This window comes from Pseudomonas sp. BIGb0381, from assembly GCF_024809815.1.
Taxonomy (GTDB): Bacteria; Pseudomonadota; Gammaproteobacteria; order Pseudomonadales; family Pseudomonadaceae; genus Aquipseudomonas.
The window spans coordinates 1-21123 of the sequence record NZ_JANUEN010000022.1 but is presented as its reverse complement, the minus strand read 5'-3'; the positions used below and the strand labels follow the sequence as shown (position 1 = coordinate 21123).

General features: G+C 63.2%; 17 protein-coding genes. 14 read left to right on the top strand and 3 right to left on the bottom strand.

Translation table 11 applies throughout. The features are described from left to right. The first annotated feature begins 289 nt into the window (after positions 1-289). From pdxH to M2397_RS30050, 6 genes are all read left to right on the top strand, one after another. A complete protein-coding gene (gene pdxH / locus M2397_RS30075) occupies positions 290-937 on the top strand; it encodes a pyridoxamine 5'-phosphate oxidase (RefSeq protein ID WP_259245022.1) in 648 nt (215 codons plus the stop codon). Between the two features lie 85 nt (positions 938-1022). Beyond that, entirely contained in the window at positions 1023-1577 is a 555-nt protein-coding gene (gene moaB, locus M2397_RS30070) for a molybdenum cofactor biosynthesis protein B (protein ID WP_259245021.1), read from the top strand. Further along, positions 1574-2806 carry a gephyrin-like molybdotransferase Glp gene (gene glp / locus M2397_RS30065; RefSeq protein WP_259245019.1) on the top strand — a complete coding sequence of 411 codons (1233 nt, stop codon included), beginning with the start codon at positions 1574-1576 and terminating at the stop codon, positions 2804-2806. Before moaB ends, glp begins: the two co-directional genes overlap by 4 nt. Before the next feature lie 9 nt (positions 2807-2815). Then, complete coding sequence (locus tag M2397_RS30060; RefSeq protein WP_131699956.1) at positions 2816-3811, top strand: peptidase U32 family protein; 996 nt, start codon at positions 2816-2818, stop codon at positions 3809-3811. A gap of 10 nt (positions 3812-3821) precedes the next feature. Then, the gene (locus M2397_RS30055) at positions 3822-4712 is read left to right on the top strand and encodes a U32 family peptidase (protein WP_167657062.1); all 891 of its coding nucleotides are present in this window, start codon (positions 3822-3824) and stop codon (positions 4710-4712) included. Next, complete coding sequence (locus M2397_RS30050; RefSeq protein WP_131699958.1) at positions 4706-5173, top strand: SCP2 domain-containing protein; 468 nt, start codon at positions 4706-4708, stop codon at positions 5171-5173. The genes M2397_RS30055 and M2397_RS30050 overlap by 7 nt, the downstream gene beginning before the upstream one ends. Positions 5174-5284: 111 nt before the next feature. Here M2397_RS30050 and M2397_RS30045 read toward each other — a convergent pair whose 3' ends face one another. The 3 genes from M2397_RS30045 to M2397_RS30035 all read right to left on the bottom strand — a co-directional run bounded on the left by M2397_RS30045 (position 5285) and on the right by M2397_RS30035 (position 8994). Continuing rightward, positions 5285-5965, bottom strand: coding sequence for a Crp/Fnr family transcriptional regulator (locus M2397_RS30045; protein ID WP_131699959.1), 681 nt, complete (start codon positions 5963-5965; stop codon positions 5285-5287). Between the two features lie 582 nt (positions 5966-6547). Continuing rightward, positions 6548-7195, bottom strand: a complete 648-nt coding sequence (gene narL / locus M2397_RS30040; RefSeq protein ID WP_145338841.1) for a two-component system response regulator NarL — start codon at positions 7193-7195, stop codon at positions 6548-6550. Next, entirely contained in the window at positions 7192-8994 is a 1803-nt protein-coding gene (locus M2397_RS30035; protein WP_259245018.1) for a HAMP domain-containing protein, read from the bottom strand. Before M2397_RS30035 ends, narL begins: the two co-directional genes overlap by 4 nt. A 325-nt stretch (positions 8995-9319) precedes the next feature. On the opposite strand from M2397_RS30035, the gene M2397_RS30030 reads away from it, so the two are divergent. Genes M2397_RS30030 through moaA form a run of 8 tightly spaced genes read left to right on the top strand, consistent with a single transcriptional unit; the run spans position 9320 to position 20689 of the window. Next, positions 9320-10561 carry a nitrate/nitrite transporter gene (locus tag M2397_RS30030; RefSeq protein WP_205885947.1) on the top strand — a complete coding sequence of 414 codons (1242 nt, stop codon included), beginning with the start codon at positions 9320-9322 and terminating at the stop codon, positions 10559-10561. 2 nt (positions 10562-10563) lie between these two features. Beyond that, a complete protein-coding gene (locus M2397_RS30025; RefSeq protein ID WP_145338838.1) occupies positions 10564-11961 on the top strand; it encodes a NarK family nitrate/nitrite MFS transporter in 1398 nt (465 codons plus the stop codon). A 57-nt stretch (positions 11962-12018) separates the two neighbouring features. Next, positions 12019-15792, top strand: coding sequence for a nitrate reductase subunit alpha (locus M2397_RS30020; RefSeq protein ID WP_090403144.1), 3774 nt, complete (start codon positions 12019-12021; stop codon positions 15790-15792). Between the two features lies 1 nt (position 15793). Beyond that, positions 15794-17332, top strand: a complete 1539-nt coding sequence (narH, locus tag M2397_RS30015; RefSeq protein ID WP_027607174.1) for a nitrate reductase subunit beta — start codon at positions 15794-15796, stop codon at positions 17330-17332. A 3-nt stretch (positions 17333-17335) separates the two neighbouring features. Beyond that, complete coding sequence (narJ, locus tag M2397_RS30010) at positions 17336-18091, top strand: nitrate reductase molybdenum cofactor assembly chaperone (protein WP_259245017.1); 756 nt, start codon at positions 17336-17338, stop codon at positions 18089-18091. Then, the gene (gene narI / locus M2397_RS30005) at positions 18084-18764 is read left to right on the top strand and encodes a respiratory nitrate reductase subunit gamma (protein WP_131699965.1); all 681 of its coding nucleotides are present in this window, start codon (positions 18084-18086) and stop codon (positions 18762-18764) included. The genes narJ and narI overlap by 8 nt, the downstream gene beginning before the upstream one ends. Before the next feature lie 10 nt (positions 18765-18774). Continuing rightward, on the top strand, positions 18775-19701 hold the full coding sequence (locus M2397_RS30000) for a peptidylprolyl isomerase (protein ID WP_259245016.1): 927 nt from the start codon (positions 18775-18777) through the stop codon (positions 19699-19701). 1 nt (position 19702) lies between these two features. Next, on the top strand, positions 19703-20689 hold the full coding sequence (gene moaA, locus M2397_RS29995; protein WP_259245015.1) for a GTP 3',8-cyclase MoaA: 987 nt from the start codon (positions 19703-19705) through the stop codon (positions 20687-20689). Positions 20690-21123 lie beyond the last annotated feature (434 nt).

The window sequence follows — 21123 nt, the reverse complement described above, 5'->3', positions numbered from 1 at the left end:
GATGGGCCATCCTTGGCCCAGCGCGGCTAACCCGGCGTCCTGCCGGGTTACCCACGCTCCAAAGCCTGCGTTCGGCCAGCGTGTTTGACGGGGCGCCTGAGATCAAGATCAAAAGCCAGAGCCAGAGCCATAGCAACAGCAACAGCAACAGCAACGCGATCCGTTGTGTAGCCCCCCACACCTCAAGCAATCACATGCGGCGTCATGCCACGGGCGAATGTTGATCGTGGTCAAGGGATAACGGCGCGGTAGTTCCCACACTGTGGCGAACTTTCTGGAGGACCGTGTCATGCCCCTGTCTCTTGCGCAATTGCGCCGCAACTACACCCTTTATGGCCTGCGTGATGACTTGGTGCAGGACGATCCCTTGGTGCTGTTCGGCCTGTGGCTGGATCAGGCGCGTAAAACCGAGGTGCCTCCGGCGGAGGCCAATAGCATGGCGCTGGCCACCGTGGACAGCCAGGGCCATGCGCATTGCCGCATCCTGCTGCTCAAGGGTTTCAGTGCCGAGGGCTTTTTCTTTTTCGGGCATTACCAGAGTGCCAAGGGCGAGGAGTTGGCGAGCAACCCTCATGCGGCCATGACGTTTTTCTGGCCGGGGCTGGAGCGTCAGGTGCGTATCGAAGGCCCGGTGGTGCGGGCGGAGGCGCAGTTGTCGGACGATTATTTCGATGCGCGTCCGGCTGCCAGTCAATTGGGTGCCTGGGCATCGCCGCAAAGCCAGCCCCTTAGCCATCGCAGCGAGTTGGAAAGCCGCCTGCGTGACGTCACCGAGCGTTTCGCCGGGCAGCAACCGCCGCGGCCCGAGCATTGGGGCGGCTACCGCCTGCAACCGCAGCGCATCGAGTTCTGGCAGGGCCGGCCCGACCGTCTGCATGACCGTCTCGACTACCGCCTGCATGCCGGCACGTGGCAGCGCACGCGCCTGGCCCCCTGAACGAGATACCTCCTTGGAGGAATAGGCCCTGCGCCCGTTGCGGCGCAGGCTGACGGCAACTTTCTTCACGCCTGGAGCCTTGATCATGGCCCATTTGAAACAACGCACTTTCGTGCCCCTGAACATCGCCGTGCTGACCATCAGTGACACCCGTACCCTCGACACCGACACCTCCGGCCAGACCCTGGTGGACCGCCTCGAAAGTGCCGGGCATGTGCTCATCGACCGTGGCCTGGTGATCGACGACGTCTACCAGATTCGTGCGCAAGTCTCGCTGTGGATCGCCGACCCCGAGGTGCAAGTGGTGCTGATGACCGGTGGCACCGGTTTCACTGCCCGTGACAACACGCCCCAGGCGGTGCTGCCGTTGCTGGACAAACATGTCGAAGGCTTCGGTGAGCTGTTCCGCCAGGTGTCCCTGGTCGAGATCGGCACCTCTACCTTGCAGTCCCGCGCGTTGGCCGGCATCAGCAACGGCGTGCTGGTGTGCTGCATGCCGGGCTCGCCGGGCGCGTGTCGCACAGGCTGGGACCAGATCCTGGCGGGGCAGTTGGACAGCCGCACCGGCCCGTGCAATTTCGTGCCGCACCTCAAGCCCCAGCCCGAGCAAATCCTGCAAGCCTGCGAGTCGCGTTCATGAGTGCCTCGGTGTGTGACAGCGGCCACCTGATGCCGGTGGACGAGGCCATCGCCACGCTGCTGGCCCAGGCGCCGCCACCGCCGAGCACCCAGGTGATTGGCCTGGAGCAGGCGCTGGGGCGAGTGGTCGCTGAAGAGTTGTTCTCACCTCTGGATTTGCCCGGTTTCGACAACAGCGCCATGGACGGCTACGCCCTGCGCGCCGAGGACGTGCCGGCCGAAGGCGGCTACCTGATGCTCGCCGGGCGCATTGCGGCGGGGCAGCACAGCAAGGTGAGCGTGCAGGCCGGGCAGGCCGTGCGCATCTTTACCGGTGCGCCGCTACCGCCGGGTGCTGACACGGTGGTGCCCCAGGAGCGTTGCCGCCTGTACGGCCAGCGCATCTGGTGCCCGCCGGTACGTCTCGGCGAACATGTGCGCAAGCAGGGTGAAGAGCTGCAGCGCGGGCAGACCCTGATTGCCGTCGGCAAGCGCCTGCGCGCCCAGGACATCGGCTTGCTCGCCTCGGCCGGCATCCCTCGGTTGAAAGTCTATCGCCCGCTGCGGGTGTGCCTGCTCAGCAGCGGCAACGAGCTGCGTGATCCGGGTGAGGCGCTGGTGCCGGGGCAGATCTACAACAGCAACCGCTATGCCCTGGCCGCGTTATTGCGTGGCTGGGGCGTGGACGTGCACGACTACGGCGTGATGGCGGATGAACTGGCCGCCAGCCGTGATGCGCTGGCCCTGGCCTCATCCGAGTGCGACCTGTTGCTGACCTCTGCGGGTGTGTCGGTGGGGGAGGAGGACCATCTCAAGCAGGCCATCGAAGAACTCGGCCGCGTGGACTTCTGGCGGCTGGCGATTCAGCCCGGCAAGCCCCTGGCGTTTGGCGAAGTGGCGGGCAAACCGTGGCTGGGCCTGCCCGGTAACCCGTCGGCGGCGCTGATCACCGCGTTGGTGGTGGTGCGTCCGTTCCTGCTGCGCGCCCAAGGTATGGAGCGGGTGCTGCCGGTGCCGATCCTGGTGCCGGCCGCGTTTGAATGGCTCAAACCCAATAAGCGCCGCCAGTACCTGCGCGCACGCCTGAGCCCCTGCGAAGACGGGCAACTGCGCGCCGTGCTGCACCCCCAGCAAAGCTCGGCGATGCTGACCGCCGCCTGTTGGGCCGATGGCCTGGTGATCGTCGAGCGTGAGCATCAGGTGCTCAAGGATGAACCGGTGCCGTTTGTGTCTTTCGCTGAATTTCTCTGAGGAACCCCCATGCAACTGGTCTGCCCGGCAGGCAACCTGCCTGCGCTCAAAGCCGCCGTGCGCCAAGGCGCCGATGCGGTGTATGTCGGTTTTCGCGATGACACCAATGCCCGGCATTTCGCCGGGTTGAACATGGACGACAAACAGTTCGACGGTGCCGTCGCCTTTATTCGCCAGCACCAGCGCAAGCTGTACGTGGCGGTCAATACTTACCCGCAACCGAAGATCTGGGCACGCTGGCAACGCGCCGTCGACCGCGCGGCGGACCACGGCGTGGACGCCCTGATCGCCGCCGACCCCGGCGTGCTCGACTACGCCAGTCGCCAGCATCCGCACATGGCGTTGCACCTGTCGGTACAGGGATCGGCCACCCACGCGGCGGCGCTGAAGTTCTATGCCGAGCGCTACGGCATTCGCCGCGCGGTATTGCCCCGTGTGCTGTCCCTGGCCCAGGTCAAACAGGTGGCGGCGAGCAGCCCGGTGCCCATCGAAGTGTTCGGTTTTGGCAGCCTGTGCATCATGGCCGAGGGGCGTTGCCACTTGTCTTCCTACATCACCGGCGAGTCGCCCAACCTGTGCGGCGTGTGCTCGCCGGCCAAGGCGGTGCGCTGGAGCGAAGATGCCGAGGGCTTGAGCGCGCGCCTGAGCGACGTGCTGATCGACCGCTACACGCCCGACGAACCCGCCGGCTACCCGACCCTGTGCAAGGGCCGCTTCCTGGTCGGCGGCAAGCGCTTCCATGCCCTTGAAGAACCCACCAGCCTCGACACCCTCGACCTGGTGCCGGAGCTCAGCGCCATCGGTGTCGAAGCGGTCAAGATTGAAGGCCGGCAACGCAGCCCGGCGTATGTGGAACAAGTCACCCGGGTCTGGCGCGCCGCGCTCGACGCCCACCGCAGCGCACCGGCCAGCTTTGTGGTCAAGGACCAATGGCGCCAGGTGCTGGCCGGGTTATCCGAAGGCAGCCAGACCACACTCGGCGCCTACCATCGTGCATGGCAGTGAGGAGACACAGATGAAACTCAGCCTGGGACCGGTGCTGTTTTATTGGGATAAGGAACACCTGGGGCGCTTCTACTCGGACATGGCCGGCTTGCCTCTGGACGTGATTTACCTGGGCGAAACCGTGTGCGCCAAACGCCGCGCGTTCTCCCTGGATCATTGGTTGGGTCTGGGCCGGGAACTGCAAACCTACAGCTCGGCGCAGATCGTGTTGTCGAGCCTGACCTTGATCGAAGCCGCCTCCGAACTCTCGAGCCTGCGCCGCCTGTGTGACAACGGCGAGTTGCTGGTGGAGGCCAACGACATGGGCGCGGTGCAGATGCTGATCGAGCGCAAACTGCCCTTTGTCGGCGGCCCGGCGCTCAACCTCTACAACGGTCACGCGCTGGTGCAACTGCTCGACGCGGGCATGCAACGCTGGGTGCCGCCGGTGGAATGCTCCCAGGGCCTGATCGGCGACGTGCTGGAACAGGTGCGCGAATTGGGCCGGCCATTGCCCGAAGTGGAGATATTCGCCTACGGCCATTTGCCCCTGGCCTACTCGGCGCGTTGCTTCACCGCCCGTGCAGAGAACCGCCCCAAGGACGACTGCCAGTTCTGCTGCATCAACTACCCCGACGGCATGGCGCTGACCAGCCAGGAAGGGCAGGCGTTGTTCACCTTGAATGGCATTCAGACCATGTCGGCCGACGTTACCAACCTGCTGGCCGATTACCCCGGCCTGGTGTCCTGTGGTGCGAACCTGTTGCGCCTGAGCCCCCGGGCCGAAGGCATGGTCGAGGTGGTGCGCGCCTTCGACCACGTGCGCCAGGGCGCCACGCCGCCGCTGTATGTCGATGGCTGCAACGGCTACTGGCACGGCCAGGCGGGTATGTTGCGGGTTGAGGAGGTGGGGCTGTGTTGAGTCGTAAACAATGGCTGCTCAAGGGGGCCGACCGGTTGTTGCCGTTGATCCGCCGCGTGCCGTTTGGCGTGCAGCGCCTGGCCTTGCAGCAAGCCCTCAACCGCTGCCTGGCCGAGCCCCTGCGCGACGGTGGGTTTGACCTGCTGCGTGGGCGTTGGATGTGTTTGCGTATTCCTGACCTGGGGTTGTGCTGGTACCTGACCTTGGCGCGGGACGGGTTGCGGATTGCGCAAAAGGCCGAGGCGCAGGTAAGCATCAGTGGCAACTGGCGGGAGTTCTTGTTGCTCGCCAGCCGGCAGGAAGATCCGGATACGTTGTTCTTTCGGCGCCGGTTGGTGATTGAGGGGGATACGGAGTTGGGGTTGGGGTTGAAGAATTTGATCGACAGTTTGGACCCGGATGTGTTGCCGCCTTGGTTGTGGCGGAACTTGGAGCGGGCGGGGCGGGGGGTGGTGGTTTGATCGGTTTGTTTGGGCCGGACTCGGTCAAAAATATGGGAGGGGGCTTGCCCCCGATGAGGGCGTGTCAGTCACTTATTTGCTAACTGACCCGACGCCATCGGGGGCACTGAATCAACCAGCCTGGTAACCCATCAACTGTTCTTCGCACACGATCCGAATGGTGCGCCGCTGCACCTCGATCAACCCGCCTTCCACCAGCCGGTGCAGGATCCTTGAAAAGGTCTCCGGCTGGATCCCCAGCTTCGACGCCACCAGGCGCTTGGGCACTTGCAGCACCACCTCGCCACTCAGCGCATCGCGCTCCTGGAACAGGAAGTTGATCACCCGGCGGCTGGCGTTGGCCAGGGTCAGGGTGTCGATGTCCTTGAGGCGTTGGTGCAGGTGGATGCTCATGCTGGCGAGGATTGCCAGGCAAATTTTCGGCTGGTCTTCCAGGGCCCGGCGGTAGTGCTGGCCTTCGATGCTGACCAGCACGCTGTCTTTGAGCGCGGTGGCGCTCACCGGATAGGCCTTGGCCTGGGTGAACAGCAGCGCTTCGGCAAAGGTCTGGCCGGGCTGGATGACTTCCACCAGGTGTTCCTGGCCTTCACCCGTGACCCGATGCAACTTGATCTGGCCGCTGACCAGCAGGAAAAAACGCTCAGCCGCGTCGCCCTGATGCATCAAGGGCGCATGGCCGGGCAGGCGCTTGAGATTGGCCAGGGTGCAGACGTCCTGGAAGGTTTTTTCCGGGAGCTGGCTGAACAGGTGATGGCGACGCAGGGTCAGGACGATGTGGGGATGGGTGAGCATGTTTGGGCCTCCGCAATGGGGTAGCGTAGGGGGCTTGGCGCGGGGTTGATATGCCTCTGTGGGGGTACCTCTTGCGGGGTTTGTGTGAAAAATGTGAGAGGGGGCTTGCCCCCGATGAGGTAGTGTCAGTCACTTATTTTTTAACTGACCCGGCGCTATCGGGGGCAAGCCCCCTCCCACATTTGGATCTCCATATATCAGATGGGCCTCGGTCTGCTTTTGCTCTGCTTTTGCTCTGCTTTTGCTCTGCTTTTGCTCTGCTTTTGCTCTGCTTTTGCTCTGCTTTTGCTCTGGCTTTTGATCTTGATCCTGGGCGCCCCGTCAAACACGCTGGCCGAACGCAGGCTTGAATCCGTGGGTAACCCGGCAGGACGCCGGGTTAGCCGTCCTGGGCCAGGGATGGCCCATGACGGCGGCCCACGGATTCAAGCCGGAGTGAGGGCACACCGAGCCTAAGCGAGGTGCCGAGTGTTGGGGCAAGAGCCCTTTGGTTACTTTGGGGCTCTTTTCCAAAGTGACCCGCCGTAAGGGCGGAACCAATATCAACCTTTACCGCAGCAACGGATATGTACACAAACAAATTCACCCCGCCTGCCGCAAATGCTCCATCGCCCAAACCGCCGCCTCCACCCGCGACCGCAACCCCAGCTTATGCAGCAAATTCTTCACATGCACCTTCACCGTCCCCTCGGTAATCCCCAACTTATGCCCGATCACCTTGTTGCTGTACCCGCTGGCAATCGTCCTCAGCACCTGCCGTTCCCGCTCGGTCAACTCCACCGCCGCATGGGGTTGCGGCGAGCGCAGCGCCTGGGCCAGCACCCGCGTCAACCCGGGGCTGATCACCAGCGCGCCATGCAACGCATCACGGATGTACGTCACTACCAGTTCCGGCTCCATGTCCTTGAGCAGATAGCCATTGGCATCCAGCCGCAACGCATCACGAATATCGTCTTCAGCGTCGGACACGGTAAACAGCAACACCTTGCCGCCATAGTTCATGGCCCGCAGGCGGCGCAGGGTTTCGAGGCCGTTCATGTGCGGCATGTTGTTGTCCAGCAGCACCAGGTCCGGTTGCAGCGCGTCGATCTGGTCCAGGGCTTCCTGGCCGTTGCCGGCTTCGCCGACCACGTGCAGGTCGTCTTCCAGTTCAAGCATCTGGCGCATGCCGTGGCGCATCATCGGGTGGTCGTCGACCAGCAGGATACGGTGGCGAGTGGCTGTGTTCATGCGTGGGTGCCTTGTAGGGGTTGCCCGAGAAACTCCGGGTGAAAGCGCAGTTGCACCCGCGTGCCTTGGGGCTCGCGGGGGCTGATGTCGAGGTGGCCGTGCAGGCTGCGGGCGCGCTCGTCCATGATGGTCAGGCCGTGGTGTTCACGTCTGTCGACCTCTTCGCAAAAGCCACGGCCGTCGTCTTCGATGCTCAGGCTCACGGTCTCGCCCTCTTGGCGCAGTTGCAGCCAGGCGTTTTGCGCATGGGCATGGCGCAGGCAGTTGGACAGCGCCTCGCGGGTGATTTGCAACATGTGGATCTGTTCACTGGCCGACAGCTGGAAGGCCAGGGCGTCCACATGCAGGTGCACCTGGAATTCGCCACGCCGCGAGAATTCCTCGGCGGTGTCCTGCAGTTCGTGCACCAGCCCGGCATCGTGGATTTGCAGGCGGAACGTGGTGAGCAATTCGCGCAGTTGGCGGTAGGCGTTGTTCAGCCCCTCGCGCAGTTCGGCCGTGACGGTGGCCAGGGTCTCCACCGGTTCGCCACGGCGGATCAGGGTTTGCATGCGGCTGACTTGCAGCTTCATGTACGACAGCGCCTGGGCCAGGGAGTCGTGCAGTTCGCGGGCGATGATGGTGCGTTCGTCGAGCAGCAGCAGGCGGTGGTCCTGTTCACGCTGGCGCTTGAGCGACAGCGAGGTGCCGATCAGGTTGGCCAGGGCCTGGATCAGTTGTTTTTCCCAATCCTGGGGGGGATGACCATCGTCGAAGTGGGCCTTGAGTTCGCCCAGTTCCGAGCCCTGGTTGCTGATGCTGAACACCTGCGGGAGCGCCACTTTGTGTTTCTGGCACGTCGCGCAATCACCGATGGCGCAGACGTTGCGGCTATCCCCACCATGCAGCGAGAGCATCTGCTGGGCCGGCGCGAGAAAGTGCCCTTGCAGGCACAGCGACAGGCGCAGCCCCGGCAGGCGTTTCTGGAAGCGCCGGATCAATTCATCCAGGCCCTCGGCATTCGCCAGGCGCGTGGCCAGGCTGCGGCTGCTCTGGTAGAGCAGTTCGAGGGCGGCGTTGGCTTGTTGCAGGTTGAGGGTTTTCTGCCGCACCTGGCTCTCCAGGGTGCTGTGGGATTGTTCAATGGTCTCGGCCATGGCGTTGAAGCTCAGTGCCAGTTGCCCCAACTCGTCTTCGGAGCGGTGGTTGACCCGGGTCTTGAAGTCGCCGTCACGAAAGCGCCGGGTCGCGTGCACCAGTTCTTCCAGGGGGTTGACCACGCCGTACTGCAATTCATACAGGCCGATCAGCAGGATGATCAGCGTGCTGAACAGTGCCAGCCCCTGGATACCCTGCTGCCAGCCTTGTTTCTGTTCGCTCTGTTGCTGCAACAGGCTGACGAACTGGTTGAGTTGATCGACAAAACCCGGCGCGCTGGCCTGGAACAGCACCGCATCGCCGCGTGCCAGGGCCGGGTGCAGGTCATCGTTCCAGCGCTGCTGGATCTGTTGGTAGCTCTGGAGCAGGGCGCTGCGCGGGCCGTCTTCGAGCACCGCCTTGAGCGATTGGCTGTCGAGGCGCCCTTGCAGGCTCTGGATGATGGTGTCGATCTCGTCGGCGGGGGCTCCGGCGGCAAGTTTCCAGCTGAGGTGGTAGGTCTCCATGCGCACCGAACCGGCGGTGTTGATGGCGGCCGCGTCGCCCTGGCTGAACCAGGCGATCAAGCCGGCGCTCAAGGAACTGGCGAGGGCGAGGATGGCGATCAGGATCACCGCCAGCCCGGCGCGAGCGGGCAGGGAGCTGCGCAGCCAGTTAAACATGGTGGCGTAAGTGAAGGGGGTTGGAAGCCTGCATGGCGGAACCTGCAAAGGGAAAAGGGCTGAAAAACCGCAATCCCTGGCGCACTACCTCTAAAGAATTGCCGGCCAACCCTCCCACGGGAAAATACCGGCACAAGAGACCAATCCATTGATAAATAAAGACTTTCTCTTGTTATTGGGACTACCTCCTTAGAGGTATGTGGGGCCAGCATAGCCCCATACCCCCCAGGCGGACGTTGATCTGGGTCAAGTTCCACGGGGGTGCCGCCCCTAACCTGCGCCCATGAAATCACTTTCTGGAGCGCATACCGTGACTCAACCCCGTATGAGACAGGGCCTGGTGCTGGGCATGAGCACCCTGGCCTTCACCGTCTGCTTTATGGTGTGGATGATGTTCGCCGTGTTGGGCGTACCCATCAAAGAGCTGTTGCAACTCAACGAAACCCAGTTCGGCCTGTTGGCCGCCACGCCGGTGTTGACCGGTTCCCTGGTGCGCTTGCCCCTGGGCCTGCTGACTGATCGCTTCGGCGGGCGCATCGTGTTCTTCCTGTTGATGCTCGCCTGTGTGCTGCCGCTGTACCTGATCACCTACGCCACTGCCTATTGGCAGTTCCTGGTGCTGGGCCTGTTCGTCGGCCTGGCCGGCGGTTCGTTTTCGGTGGGCATCGCCTACGTCGCCAAGTGGTTCGACAAAGAGAACCAGGGCTTTGCCATGGGCGTGTTCGGCGCCGGCAACGCGGGCGCCGCTGTCACCAAGTTTCTGGCCCCGGCGCTGATCGCCCTCGGCACCTGGCACCTGGTGCCCAAGGTGTTCGGCGCGATCCTGTTTATCACCGCGCTGCTGTTCTGGTTCCTTACCAGCGAGAACAAGGCGCACCGCAGTGCCGGCGGCGCCACCCTGCGCCAGCAGTTGCTGTGCCTGAAAGACCCGGCCGTGTGGCGCTACTGCCAGTACTACTCGATTGTGTTCGGCGGCTATGTGGCCCTGGCGCTGTGGATGACCAAGTACTACGTGCAGGAATACGGCTTCAGCCTGCAAAGCGCCGCGCTGCTGGCCGCGTGTTTCTCCCTGCCGGGCGGCGTGCTGCGTGCGGTGGGCGGCTGGATGTCCGACCGCTGGGGCGCCCAGAGCGTGACCTGGTGGGTGCTGTGGGTGAGCTGGATCTGCCTGTTCCTGCTCAGCTACCCGCAGACCCAATTGCAGGTGCAGACCGTCAACGGTCCCCTGGATTTCCACATCGGCCTCAACGCCACCCTGTTCACCGTGCTGCTGTTCGTGATGGGCATCGCCTTCGCGTTCGGCAAGGCCTCGGTGTTCAAGTACATCGCCAATGACTACCCACAGAACATGGGCGCGGTGTCCGGCATCGTCGGCCTGGCCGGTGGCCTGGGCGGCTTTGTGCTGCCGATCCTGTTTGGCGCCCTGGTGGACCTCACCGGCGTGCGCTCGTCCTGCTTCATGTTGATGTACGGCGTGGTCTGGGTGTCCCTGACCTGGATGTACTTCGGCGAAATGCGCAAGCAACCGCTGTTGGGCAAAACCGCCCAACCTCTCCAAGGAGAATGAACATGTCCATCGCGCAAAAGCCCGGCTCGGGGCCGGTGATCCACGACTGGCGCCCTGAAGACCCTGCGTTCTGGGGCGCCAGCGGCAAGAAGACCGCGACCCGCAACCTGTGGATCTCGATCCCTGCGCTGTTGCTGGCCTTCGCCGTGTGGATGGTGTGGAGCACGGTGATCGTGCGCCTGAACGCCATCGGCTTTACGTTCACCACCGACCAGCTGTTCTGGCTGGCAGCGTTGCCGGGCTTGTCCGGCGCCACCTTGCGGGTGTTCTACTCGTTCATGGTGCCGATCTTCGGCGGCCGCCGCTGGACCGCCCTGAGCACCGCGTCGCTGCTGCTGCCGTCGCTGTGGATGGGCTTTGCGGTGCAAGACCCCAACACCCCCTACAGCGTGTTTGTACTGATCGCGCTGCTGTGCGGTTTCGGCGGCGGCAACTTCGCCTCGAGCATGTCCAACATCAGCTTCTTCTATCCCAAGTCGCAGCAAGGCACGGCCCTGGGCCTGAACGCCGGCCTCGGCAACCTGGGGGTGTCGGTGATGCAGTTCTGCGTGCCGCTGGTGATCACGTTCGGCGTGTTCGGCCTGGTGGGCGGTCAACCGCAAACCTTGCCGGATGGCAGTCAACTGTGGCTGCAGAACGCCGGTTTTATCTGGGTGCCGTTTATCCTCACCGTCACCGTGGCGGCCTGGTTCGGCATGAATGACCTGTCCAGCGCCCGCGCTTCGTTCAGCGAGCAGGCGGTGATCTTCAAGCGCAAGCACAACTGGCTGATGTGCTGGTTGTACCTGGCGACCTTCGGCTCATTCATCGGCTTTTCGGCGGCGTTCCCGCTGCTGATCAAGACCTCGTTCCCCGACGTGGTGGCACTAAAATTCGCCTTCCTCGGCCCACTGGTCGGTGCCCTGGTGCGCCCACTCGGCGGCTGGCTGGCGGACAAAATGGGCGGTGCACGGGTGACCTTGTGGAACTTCGTGCTGATGATCGTGATGGTGTTCGGCGTGCTGCACTTTTTGCCGGTGAACGGGCAGGGCGGCAGCTTCTACGGCTTCCTCGGCATGTTCATGCTGCTGTTCATCACCACCGGCGTCGGCAACGGCTCCACCTTCCGCATGATCCCGGTGATCTTCCGCACCCAGCACGAGAAGGCCAGTGCCGGTAAATCCGCCGCCGAGCGCGAGCAGGCGATCAAGGATGCCGGCAAGGAATCCGCCGCCGTGCTGGGCTTCAGTTCGGCCATGGGCGCCTTCGGTGCGTTCTTCATTCCCAAGTCCTTCGGCACGTCCATGGCCGCCACCGGCAGCCCGGCGATGGCCTTCTACATGTTTGTCGGTTTCTACCTGAGCTGCATCGTCGTGACCTGGTGGTGGTACGCCCGCAAAGGCTGCGCCACACCCTGCTGATCGACCACGAATTCGCGGGGCAACGCACCCCACGGCACGCCTGATGAGGAAAGCATCATGAGTCACTTATTGGATCAACTGCGGTTCTTCAACCGCAAGCAAAACGAATTCTCCGACGGTCACGGCGAGACCCGCAAGGAGTCCCGCGACTGGGAAAACGTCTACCGTTCGCGCTGGCAGTACGACAAGATCGTGCGCTCCACCCACGGCGTGAACTGCACCGGCTCGTGCTCGTGGAAGATCTACGTGAAGAACGGCCTGATCACCTGGGAAACCCAGCAGACCGACTACCCGCGCACCCGCAACGACCTGCCCAACCATGAGCCGCGCGGCTGCCCACGGGGTGCCAGTTACAGCTGGTACATCTACAGCGCCAACCGCCTCAAATACCCGAAGATCCGCAAGCCGCTGCTCAAACTGTGGCGTGACGCGCGCCAGACCCTGTCGCCGGTCGAGGCGTGGGCGAGCATCGTCGAGGACAAGGTCAAGGCCGACTCCTACAAGAGCAAGCGCGGCATGGGCGGTTTCATTCGCTCGAACTGGGAGGAGGTCAACGAGATCATCGCCGCCTCCAACGTCTACACCATCAAGCAATACGGCCCGGACCGCATCGTCGGCTTCTCGCCGATCCCGGCCATGTCCATGGTCAGCTACGCGGCGGGTTCGCGTTACCTGTCGCTGATCGGCGGCGTGTGCCTGAGCTTCTACGATTGGTACTGCGACCTGCCACCGGCCTCGCCGATGGTGTGGGGCGAGCAGACCGACGTGCCGGAATCGGCCGACTGGTACAACTCCAACTACATCATCGCCTGGGGTTCCAACGTTCCGCAGACCCGTACCCCGGATGCGCACTTCTTCACCGAGGTGCGCTACAAGGGCACCAAGACCGTGGCCATCACCCCGGACTATTCGGAAGTGGCCAAGCTCACCGACCTGTGGCTCAACCCCAAGCAGGGCACCGACGCCGCGTTGGCCCAGGCCTTCAACCATGTGATCTTCAAGGAATTTCACCTGGATAAACCGAGCGCCTACTTCACCGACTACGCCAAGCGCTTTACCGACTTGCCGGTGCTGGTGATGCTCAAGCCGATGACCGGGTTCGCGCCCGGCGCCGGCTTCCAGCCTGACCGCTTCCTGCGCGCCTCGGACCTCACCGGCAACCTCGGCCAGGACAACAACCCGGAATGGAAAACCATCGCCCTCGACGAGAGCGGTGAACTGGTGTCGCCACAAGGGTCCATCGGCTACCGCTGGGGCGAGAAGGGCAAGTGGAACATCCTCGCGAAGGAGGGCGGTGAAGGCCGCGCCATCGACCTGAAACTCAGCCTGATCGGTGACGACGTCGCCGAAGTGGCCTTCCCGTATTTTGCCGGCGAAGCCCACGAGCACTTCCAGCACGTGGCCGGCGATGCCGTGCAGTTCCGCCGCGTGCCGGTGCACAGCGTGACCCTGGCCGACGGCAGCGTGGCCAAAGTGGCGACGGTGTTCGACTTGTCCGCCGCCAACCTGGCCATCGACCGTGGCCTGGGCGGCCAGAACGTGGCCAAGGACTACGACGACGCCAGCGTACCGGGCACCCCGGCGTGGCAGGAAGCGATCACCGGCGTCAGCCGCGAGAAAGCCATCCAGATCGCCCGTGAGTTCGCCGACAACGCCGACAAGACCAAGGGCCGTTCGATGATCATCGTCGGCGCGGCGATGAACCACTGGTACCACATGGACATGAACTACCGCGGGCTGATCAATATGCTCATGCTCTGCGGTTGCGTCGGCCAGACCGGCGGCGGCTGGGCCCACTACGTCGGCCAGGAAAAACTGCGCCCGCAATGCGGCTGGCTGCCCCTGGCCTTCGGCCTCGACTGGAACCGCCCGCCACGCCAGATGAACGGCACCAGCTTCTTCTACGGCCACAGCTCGCAATGGCGCCACGAGAAAATGAGCATGCACGACGTGCTCTCGCCCCTGGCCGACAAGTCGCAGTTCCCGGAACACGCCCTGGACTACAACATCCGCGCCGAACGCGCCGGCTGGTTGCCGAGTGCGCCGCAACTCAACACCAACCCGCTGCACATTTGCCGTGATGCGGCCGCCGCCGGCATGACGCCGAAAGACTACGTGGTCAAGTCCTGGCAGGACGGCAGCCTGCGCTTCGCCTGCGAACAGCCGGACAGCCCGGTGAACTTCCCGCGCAACATGTTTATCTGGCGCTCCAACCTGCTCGGTTCCTCGGGCAAGGGCCATGAGTACATGCTCAAGTACCTGTTGGGCACCAAGAACGGCGTGATGAACGAAGACATCGGCCACAGCACCGAATGCAAGCCCACCGAGGCCGAATGGGTCGAGGACGGCGCCATCGGCAAGCTTGATCTGGTGACCACCCTGGACTTCCGCATGTCCTCAACCTGCGTGTACTCCGACATCGTCTTGCCGACTGCCACCTGGTACGAAAAAGACGACATGAACACCTCGGACATGCACCCGTTCATTCACCCGTTGTCGGCGGCCATCGACCCGGCGTGGGAGTCGCGCTCCGACTGGGAAATCTACAAGGGCATCGCCAAGGCGTTCTCGGCCATGTCGGTCGGCCACCTGGGCGTGGAGCAAGACCTGGTCACCGTACCGTTGATGCACGACAGCGTCGGCGAACTGGCCCAGCCGTTTGGCGGCACCGACTGGAAAAGCGCCGGTGTGGCGCCGGTTCCGGGCAAGAACGCGCCGAACATGGCGGTGGTGGAACGCGACTACCCGAACATCTACAAGCAGTTCTCGTCGCTGGGCCCGATGCTGGAAAAACTCGGCAACGGCGGCAAGGGCATCAACTGGAACACCGATGAAGAAGTCGAGTTCCTCGGCGAGCTGAACCATCACGAAAGCGATGCGGGCATCAGCCACGGCCGGCCGAAAATCGACACGGCCATCGACGCCGCCGAAGTGATCCTGTCCCTGGCCCCGGAAACCAACGGCAAGGTCGCTTTGAAAGCCTGGGCCGCGCTGTCGGAATTCACCGGCATCGACCACAGCCACCTGGCGATCTCCAAGGCCCACGAAGCGATTCGCTTCCGCGACATCCAGGCGCAGCCGCGCAAGATCATCTCCAGCCCGACCTGGTCAGGCCTGGAAGACGAGCACGTGAGCTACAACGCCGGCTACACCAACGTCCATGAAAACATCCCATGGCGCACCATCACCGGCCGCCAGCAGTTCTACCAGGATCACCCGTGGATGCAGGCGTTCGGCGAGCAGCTGATGAGCTACCGGCCACCGGTCAACACCCGCACCATCGAAGGCGTGAAGGGCAAGCGCAGCAATGGCGAGACCGAGATCGTGCTGAACTGGATCACCCCGCACCAGAAATGGGGCATCCACAGCACCTACAGCGACAACCTGCTGATGCTCACCCTGAGCCGTGGCGGACCGATCGTGTGGCTCTCGGAAATCGACGCCAAGCGCGCCGGCATCGAAGACAACGACTGGATCGAATGCTTCAACGTCAACGGTGCATTGACCGCCCGTGCGGTGGTCAGCCAGCGCGTCAAGGAAGGCATGGTGATGATGTACCACGCCCAGGAACGCATCGTGAACGTGCCGGGTTCGGAAACCACCAAGACCCGCGGCGGCCACCACAACTCGGTGACCCGCGTGGTGCTCAAGCCGACCCACATGATCGGCGGCTATGCCCAGCAGGCCTACGGTTTCAACTACTACGGCACAGTCGGTTGCAACCGCGATGAGTTTGTCGTGGTGCGCAAGATGGCCAAGGTCGACTGGCTCGATGGCTCCAGCGGTGATGATTTGCCGCGCCCATTGCCGACTGACATCGAGGAGAACTGAGATGAAAATTCGCTCACAGATCGGCATGGTCCTCAACCTGGACAAATGCATCGGCTGCCACACCTGTTCCATCACCTGCAAAAACGTGTGGACCAGCCGTGAAGGCATGGAATACGCCTGGTTCAACAACGTCGAGTCCAAGCCTGGCATCGGCTATCCCAAGGAGTGGGAGAACCAGGACAAGTGGAAGGGCGGCTGGGTGCGCAACGCCAACGGCTCGATCAACCCACGCATCGGCGGCAAGTTCCGCGTGTTGGCGAACATCTTCGCCAACCCCGACCTGCCAAGCCTGGACGACTACTACGAGCCGTTCGACTTCGACTATCAGCACTTGCACACCGCGCCATTGGGCGAGCACCAGCCGACCGCCCGCCCGCGTTCGCTGGTGTCCGGCAAGCGCATGGAAAAGATCGAGTGGGGCCCGAACTGGGAGGAAATCCTCGGCACCGAATTCGCCAAGCGCCGCAAGGACAAGAACTTCGACCAGATCCAGGCCGACATTTATGGCGAGTACGAAAACACCTTCATGATGTACCTGCCGCGCCTGTGTGAGCACTGCCTCAACCCGGCGTGTGCGGCATCGTGCCCGAGCGGTGCGATCTACAAACGTGAAGAAGACGGCATCGTGCTGATCGACCAGGAGAAGTGCCGGGGCTGGCGCATGTGCATCAGCGGCTGCCCGTACAAGAAAATCTACTTCAACTGGAAGAGCGGCAAGTCCGAGAAGTGCATCTTCTGCTACCCGCGTATTGAAGCCGGTATGCCGACCGTGTGCGCCGAAACCTGCGTGGGTCGGATCCGCTATCTCGGTGTGCTGCTGTACGACGCCGACCGCATCAGCGAAGTGGCAAGCACCGCCAACGAGCAGGACCTGTACGAGAAGCAACTGGAAATCTTCCTCGACCCGAATGACCCGGCGGTGATTCGCCAGGCCCTGGCCGATGGCGTGCCGCAGTCGGTGATCGACTCGGCCCAGCGTTCGCCGGTGTACAAAATGGCCGTCGACTGGAAGTTGGCGCTGCCGCTGCACCCGGAATACCGCACCTTGCCGATGGTCTGGTACGTGCCGCCGCTGTCACCGATCCAGAACGCCGCCGCTGCCGGCACCGTGGGCATGAACGGGGTGATCCCGGATGTGGATAGCCTGCGTATTCCGCTGCGTTACCTGGCGAATATGCTCACCGCCGGCGATGAAAAACCGGTCAAGCGTGCACTCAAGCGCCTGTTGGCGATGCGCGCCTACAAACGCTCCCAGCAAGTCGATGGCGTGCAGGACCTGCAAGTGCTCGAAGACGTCGGCCTGAGCGTTGAACAGGTGGAAGAGATGTACCGCTACCTGGCCATTGCCAACTACGAAGATCGCTTCGTGGTACCGAGCGCCCACCGTGAAGACGCCATGAGCGACGCGTTCGCCGAACGTTCCGGGTGTGGTTTCAGCTTCGGCAGCGGTTGCAGCGGCAGCTCCGACACCAACATGTTCGGCGCCAAGAAAGCCAACCGCCGTGACGTGCTGAAAACCGTCCAGATCTGGGAGGACTGAGCCATGCGCATTCTTAAAGTGATTTCGTTGCTGCTGGACTATCCCACTGAAACCTTGGTGAACGGCCGCGACGAACTGGAACAGGCGATTCTTGAATCGCGGGAAATCAGCCCCAAGCAGCGCGGTGCGTTGTTTGAGCTGCTGGAACTGATCTGTGCCAATGACCTGATGGACGGCCAGGAACACTACGGCGCGCTGTTTGGCCGGGGGCGTTCGCTGTCGCTGTTGTTGTTTGAGCACGTGCACGGTGAGTCCCGCGACCGCGGCCAGGCCATGGTCGACATGATGGCCCAGTACGAAGAAGCCGGCTTCGCCATTGGCGTCAAGGAGCTGCCGGACTACATCCCGTTGTACCTGGAGTTCCTGTCCACCCGCGAAGACATCGAGGCCCGCGAGGGCCTGGCGGATGTGGCGCACCTGTTGGCCTTGCTCGCTGCGCGTCTGGACGAGCGTGAGAGCGGCTATGCCGGTTGCTTCCGTGCGCTGTTGCAGATTGCCGGCGCCGAGCCGCACCAGGCCGTGGCCGAACTGCGCGCCCAGGTCGCCGCCGAGCCGCGCGACGACTCCCTCGAAGCCCTGGACAAAATCTGGGAAGAGGAAGCGGTGGACTTTATGCAGGCCGAGCAGCAGGACCGCTGCAGTTCAATGCCGAGCGCTCCGGGCAAGGCCCGCGAAGAAAGCGCGGTGCCGTTGCACTGGGTGGATTTTCAGCAAGAAGGCCGGGCCGCAGCGCCCGCCGGGGAGGTGGGTAATGTCTAAGTGGAATTTGCTGGTATTCGGGGTGTACCCCTATGTGGCCCTGGCGATCTGCCTGTTGGGCAGTTGGGCGCGGTTCGACCTGTCGCAGTACACCTGGAAGGCGGGTTCCAGCCAGATGCTCAACAACCGTGGCATGCGCGTGGCGAGCAACTTCTTCCACATCGGCGTGCTGTTCGTGCTGGCCGGGCATTTTGTCGGCCTGCTGACCCCGGCGTCGGTCTACCACCATGTGATCAGCACTGAGAACAAGCAGTTGCTGGCGATGGTCTCGGGTGGCTTCTTCGGCCTGCTGTGCCTGGTGGGCTTGCTGATGCTGGTCAAGCGCCGCCTGGGTGACCCGCGCGTGCGGGCTACCTCGAGCCCGTCGGACATCCTGATCCTGCTGGTGTTGCTGGCGCAGCTGGTGCTGGGTTTGCTGACCATCGTCGCGTCCACCGGGCATATGGACGGCTCGGTGATGGTGATGCTCGCCGACTGGGCGCAGAACGTGGTGCTGTTGCGGCCGGTGGAAGCGGCCGAGTCGATTGCGCCGGTGTCGCTGATCTACAAGGCCCACGTGGCGCTGGGCTTGACCCTGTTTGTGCTGTTCCCGTTTACCCGCTTGGTGCACATGGTCAGCGCGCCGATCTGGTACCTGGGGCGTCGTTATCAAATCGTGCGGCAGAAGTACTGAGGAGAACGTCATGAGTACAGGATGCGGATGTGGTGGCGGTAACGGCGGCAGCGGTGGTTGCGGCTCGTCGGCCAAAGAACCGGTGGTGGCCGAGGGTGTGGCCCAGGCTTCTTTCGAGGAGATCAAGGCGCCGGAGTTGATCGCCAGCAGTGAACAGGAATGGCCGATCATCAGCGTCAACGGCGTGGCGGTCACGCCCGAGGCCATGGCCCTGGAGTTGCAGTACCACCCGGCCGACAGCCGCGAGGAAGCGGTGTACCTGGCCGCCCGCGCGCTGGTGATCCGCGAGCTGTTGCAACAGCGGATCGCCGAGCTGGGCCTGGCGGTGGAGATCGCCGCCGGCGAGAACGAAGAAGAAGCCGCCACGCGCCTGCTGCTGGAGCGTGAGGTGACGGTGCCCGACTGCGACGAGGCGACCTGTGTGCGCTACTTCGAGAATAACCGTGGGCGCTTTCACAGCGCGCCGTTGCTGGCGGCGCGGCACATCCTGCTCGAATGCGCGCCGGACGACGCCGAGGCGCGCCACCTGGCGCGCACCCAGGCCGAAGTCCTGCTGCTGAGCCTGGAAGAACAGCCCGGCCAATTTGCCGAACTGGCGCTCAAATACTCGGCTTGCCCGTCCAAGGCCCAGGGCGGTTCATTGGGCCAGGTGAGCAAAGGCCAGACCGTGCCCGAGCTGGAGCGCCAGCTGTTCACCCTGGCCCCAGGCCTGGCCGCCAAGCCGCTGGAGAGCCGTTACGGCTGGCATGTGATCAGTGTCGACCAGCGTATCGAAGGCCAGCCGCTGCCGTATGAAGCGGTGGCCGTCGCGATTCGCACCCAGTTGCAGCAAGGGGTGTGGCATAAGGCACTGGTGCAGTACCTGCAAACCCTGATCGGCGCAGCGGACATCCGTGGCATCGCGCTGCAGGGCGCCGACTCACCGTTGGTGCAGTGACATGAGCCTGGTGGATGGGGTGGGCCGTTCGATCGATTACCTGCGCTTGTCGGTGACCGACCGTTGCGATTTTCGCTGTGTGTACTGCATGGCGAAAAATATGACATTCCTGCCGCGCCAGCAGGTGCTGACCCTGGAAGAACTGCAACGCCTGGCCGCGCTTTTTGTGGGGCAGGGCGTGCGCAAGATCCGCCTGACCGGGGGCGAACCCCTGATTCGCCCGGGCATTGTCGGCTTGTGCCGCAACATCGCGGCGCTGCCGGGCTTGCGTGAACTGGTGATGACCAGCAATGGCTCGCAGTTGGCGCGACTGGCGCGGCCGTTGGTGGAGGCGGGGGTCAAGCGCATGAACATCAGCCTCGACAGCCTTGATACGCAGCGCTTTCGCGCAATTACCCGCAACGGTGATCTGCGCCAGGTGCTGGATGGTATCGAGACCGCGCGGGAGGCGGGGTTCGAGCGGGTCAAGCTCAACTGCGTGGTGATGAAGGGGCGCAATTTTGACGAGGTCCCGGCGTTGGTGCGGTATGCCATTGACCAGGGTGTCGACATCAGTTTTATCGAGGAAATGCCCCTGGGGGACGTGGGGCGGTCGCGGGGGGAGACGTTCTGCCCCAGCGATGAAGTACGGGCGGTAATTGCCCGTGAGCATGGGCTGATCGATAGCACCGAGAACAGCGGAGGGCCTGCGCGGTATGTGCGATTGGCGGGGCACCCGGGGACCCGAGTGGGGTTTATTTCGCCTAATTCGCATAATTTTTGTGGCAGTTGTAATCGGGTACGGATGACGGTGGAAGGGCAGTTGCTGTTGTGCCTGGGGCAGGAGGATGCGCTGGATTTTCGCGCTTTGTTACGGCGCTATCCGTTGGCGGATGGGCCGTTGGTTGAGGCGTTGCACAGGGGGTTGAAGGGCAAGCCGTTGCGGCATGATTTCAGTGGGGCGGGGGAGGTGCAGGTGGTGCGGTTTATGAATATGAGTGGGGGGTGAGTGCATACCCATTACTTCGGCCTGCCGGGTTAGCTACGCTCCAACGCTTGTGTTCGGCCAGCGTGTTTGACGGGGCGATTTGAGATCAGAAGCCAAAGCGCGGCGGCCTTAGAGCCGACCGGTTTTGTGTCTGGTGTACTCGGTAAAAAATGTGGGAGGGGGCTTGCCCCCGATGAGGGAGTGTCAGTCACTTATTTTTTACTGACCCGGCGCTATCGGGGGCAAGCCCCCTCCCACATTTGGATCTCCATATATCAGATGGACTTCGGTCTGCTTTTGCTCTGCTTTTGCTCTGCTTTTGCTCTGGCTTTTGATCTTGATCCTGGGCGCCCCGTCAAACACGCTGGCCGAACGCAGGCTTGAATCCGTGGGTAACCCGGCAGGACGCCGGGTTAGCCGTCCTGGGCCAAGGATGGCCCATGACGGCGGCCCAC

Bases quoted from the DNA above. Each gene is read 5' to 3' on its own strand.
- pdxH (WP_259245022.1), top strand. From the start codon at position 290: ATGCCCCTGTCTCTTGCGCAATTGCGCCGCAACTACACCCTTTATGGC.
- moaB (WP_259245021.1), top strand. From the start codon at position 1,023: ATGGCCCATTTGAAACAACGCACTTTCGTGCCCCTGAACATCGCCGTG.
- glp (WP_259245019.1), top strand. From the start codon at position 1,574: ATGAGTGCCTCGGTGTGTGACAGCGGCCACCTGATGCCGGTGGACGAG.
- M2397_RS30060 (WP_131699956.1), top strand. From the start codon at position 2,816: ATGCAACTGGTCTGCCCGGCAGGCAACCTGCCTGCGCTCAAAGCCGCC.
- M2397_RS30055 (WP_167657062.1), top strand. From the start codon at position 3,822: ATGAAACTCAGCCTGGGACCGGTGCTGTTTTATTGGGATAAGGAACAC.
- M2397_RS30045 (WP_131699959.1), bottom strand. From the start codon at position 5,965: ATGCTCACCCATCCCCACATCGTCCTGACCCTGCGTCGCCATCACCTG.
- narL (WP_145338841.1), bottom strand. From the start codon at position 7,195: ATGAACACAGCCACTCGCCACCGTATCCTGCTGGTCGACGACCACCCG.
- M2397_RS30035 (WP_259245018.1), bottom strand. From the start codon at position 8,994: ATGTTTAACTGGCTGCGCAGCTCCCTGCCCGCTCGCGCCGGGCTGGCG.
- M2397_RS30030 (WP_205885947.1), top strand. From the start codon at position 9,320: ATGAGACAGGGCCTGGTGCTGGGCATGAGCACCCTGGCCTTCACCGTC.
- M2397_RS30025 (WP_145338838.1), top strand. From the start codon at position 10,564: ATGTCCATCGCGCAAAAGCCCGGCTCGGGGCCGGTGATCCACGACTGG.
- M2397_RS30020 (WP_090403144.1), top strand. From the start codon at position 12,019: ATGAGTCACTTATTGGATCAACTGCGGTTCTTCAACCGCAAGCAAAAC.
- narH (WP_027607174.1), top strand. From the start codon at position 15,794: ATGAAAATTCGCTCACAGATCGGCATGGTCCTCAACCTGGACAAATGC.
- narJ (WP_259245017.1), top strand. From the start codon at position 17,336: ATGCGCATTCTTAAAGTGATTTCGTTGCTGCTGGACTATCCCACTGAA.
- narI (WP_131699965.1), top strand. From the start codon at position 18,084: ATGTCTAAGTGGAATTTGCTGGTATTCGGGGTGTACCCCTATGTGGCC.
- M2397_RS30000 (WP_259245016.1), top strand. From the start codon at position 18,775: ATGAGTACAGGATGCGGATGTGGTGGCGGTAACGGCGGCAGCGGTGGT.
- moaA (WP_259245015.1), top strand. From the start codon at position 19,703: ATGAGCCTGGTGGATGGGGTGGGCCGTTCGATCGATTACCTGCGCTTG.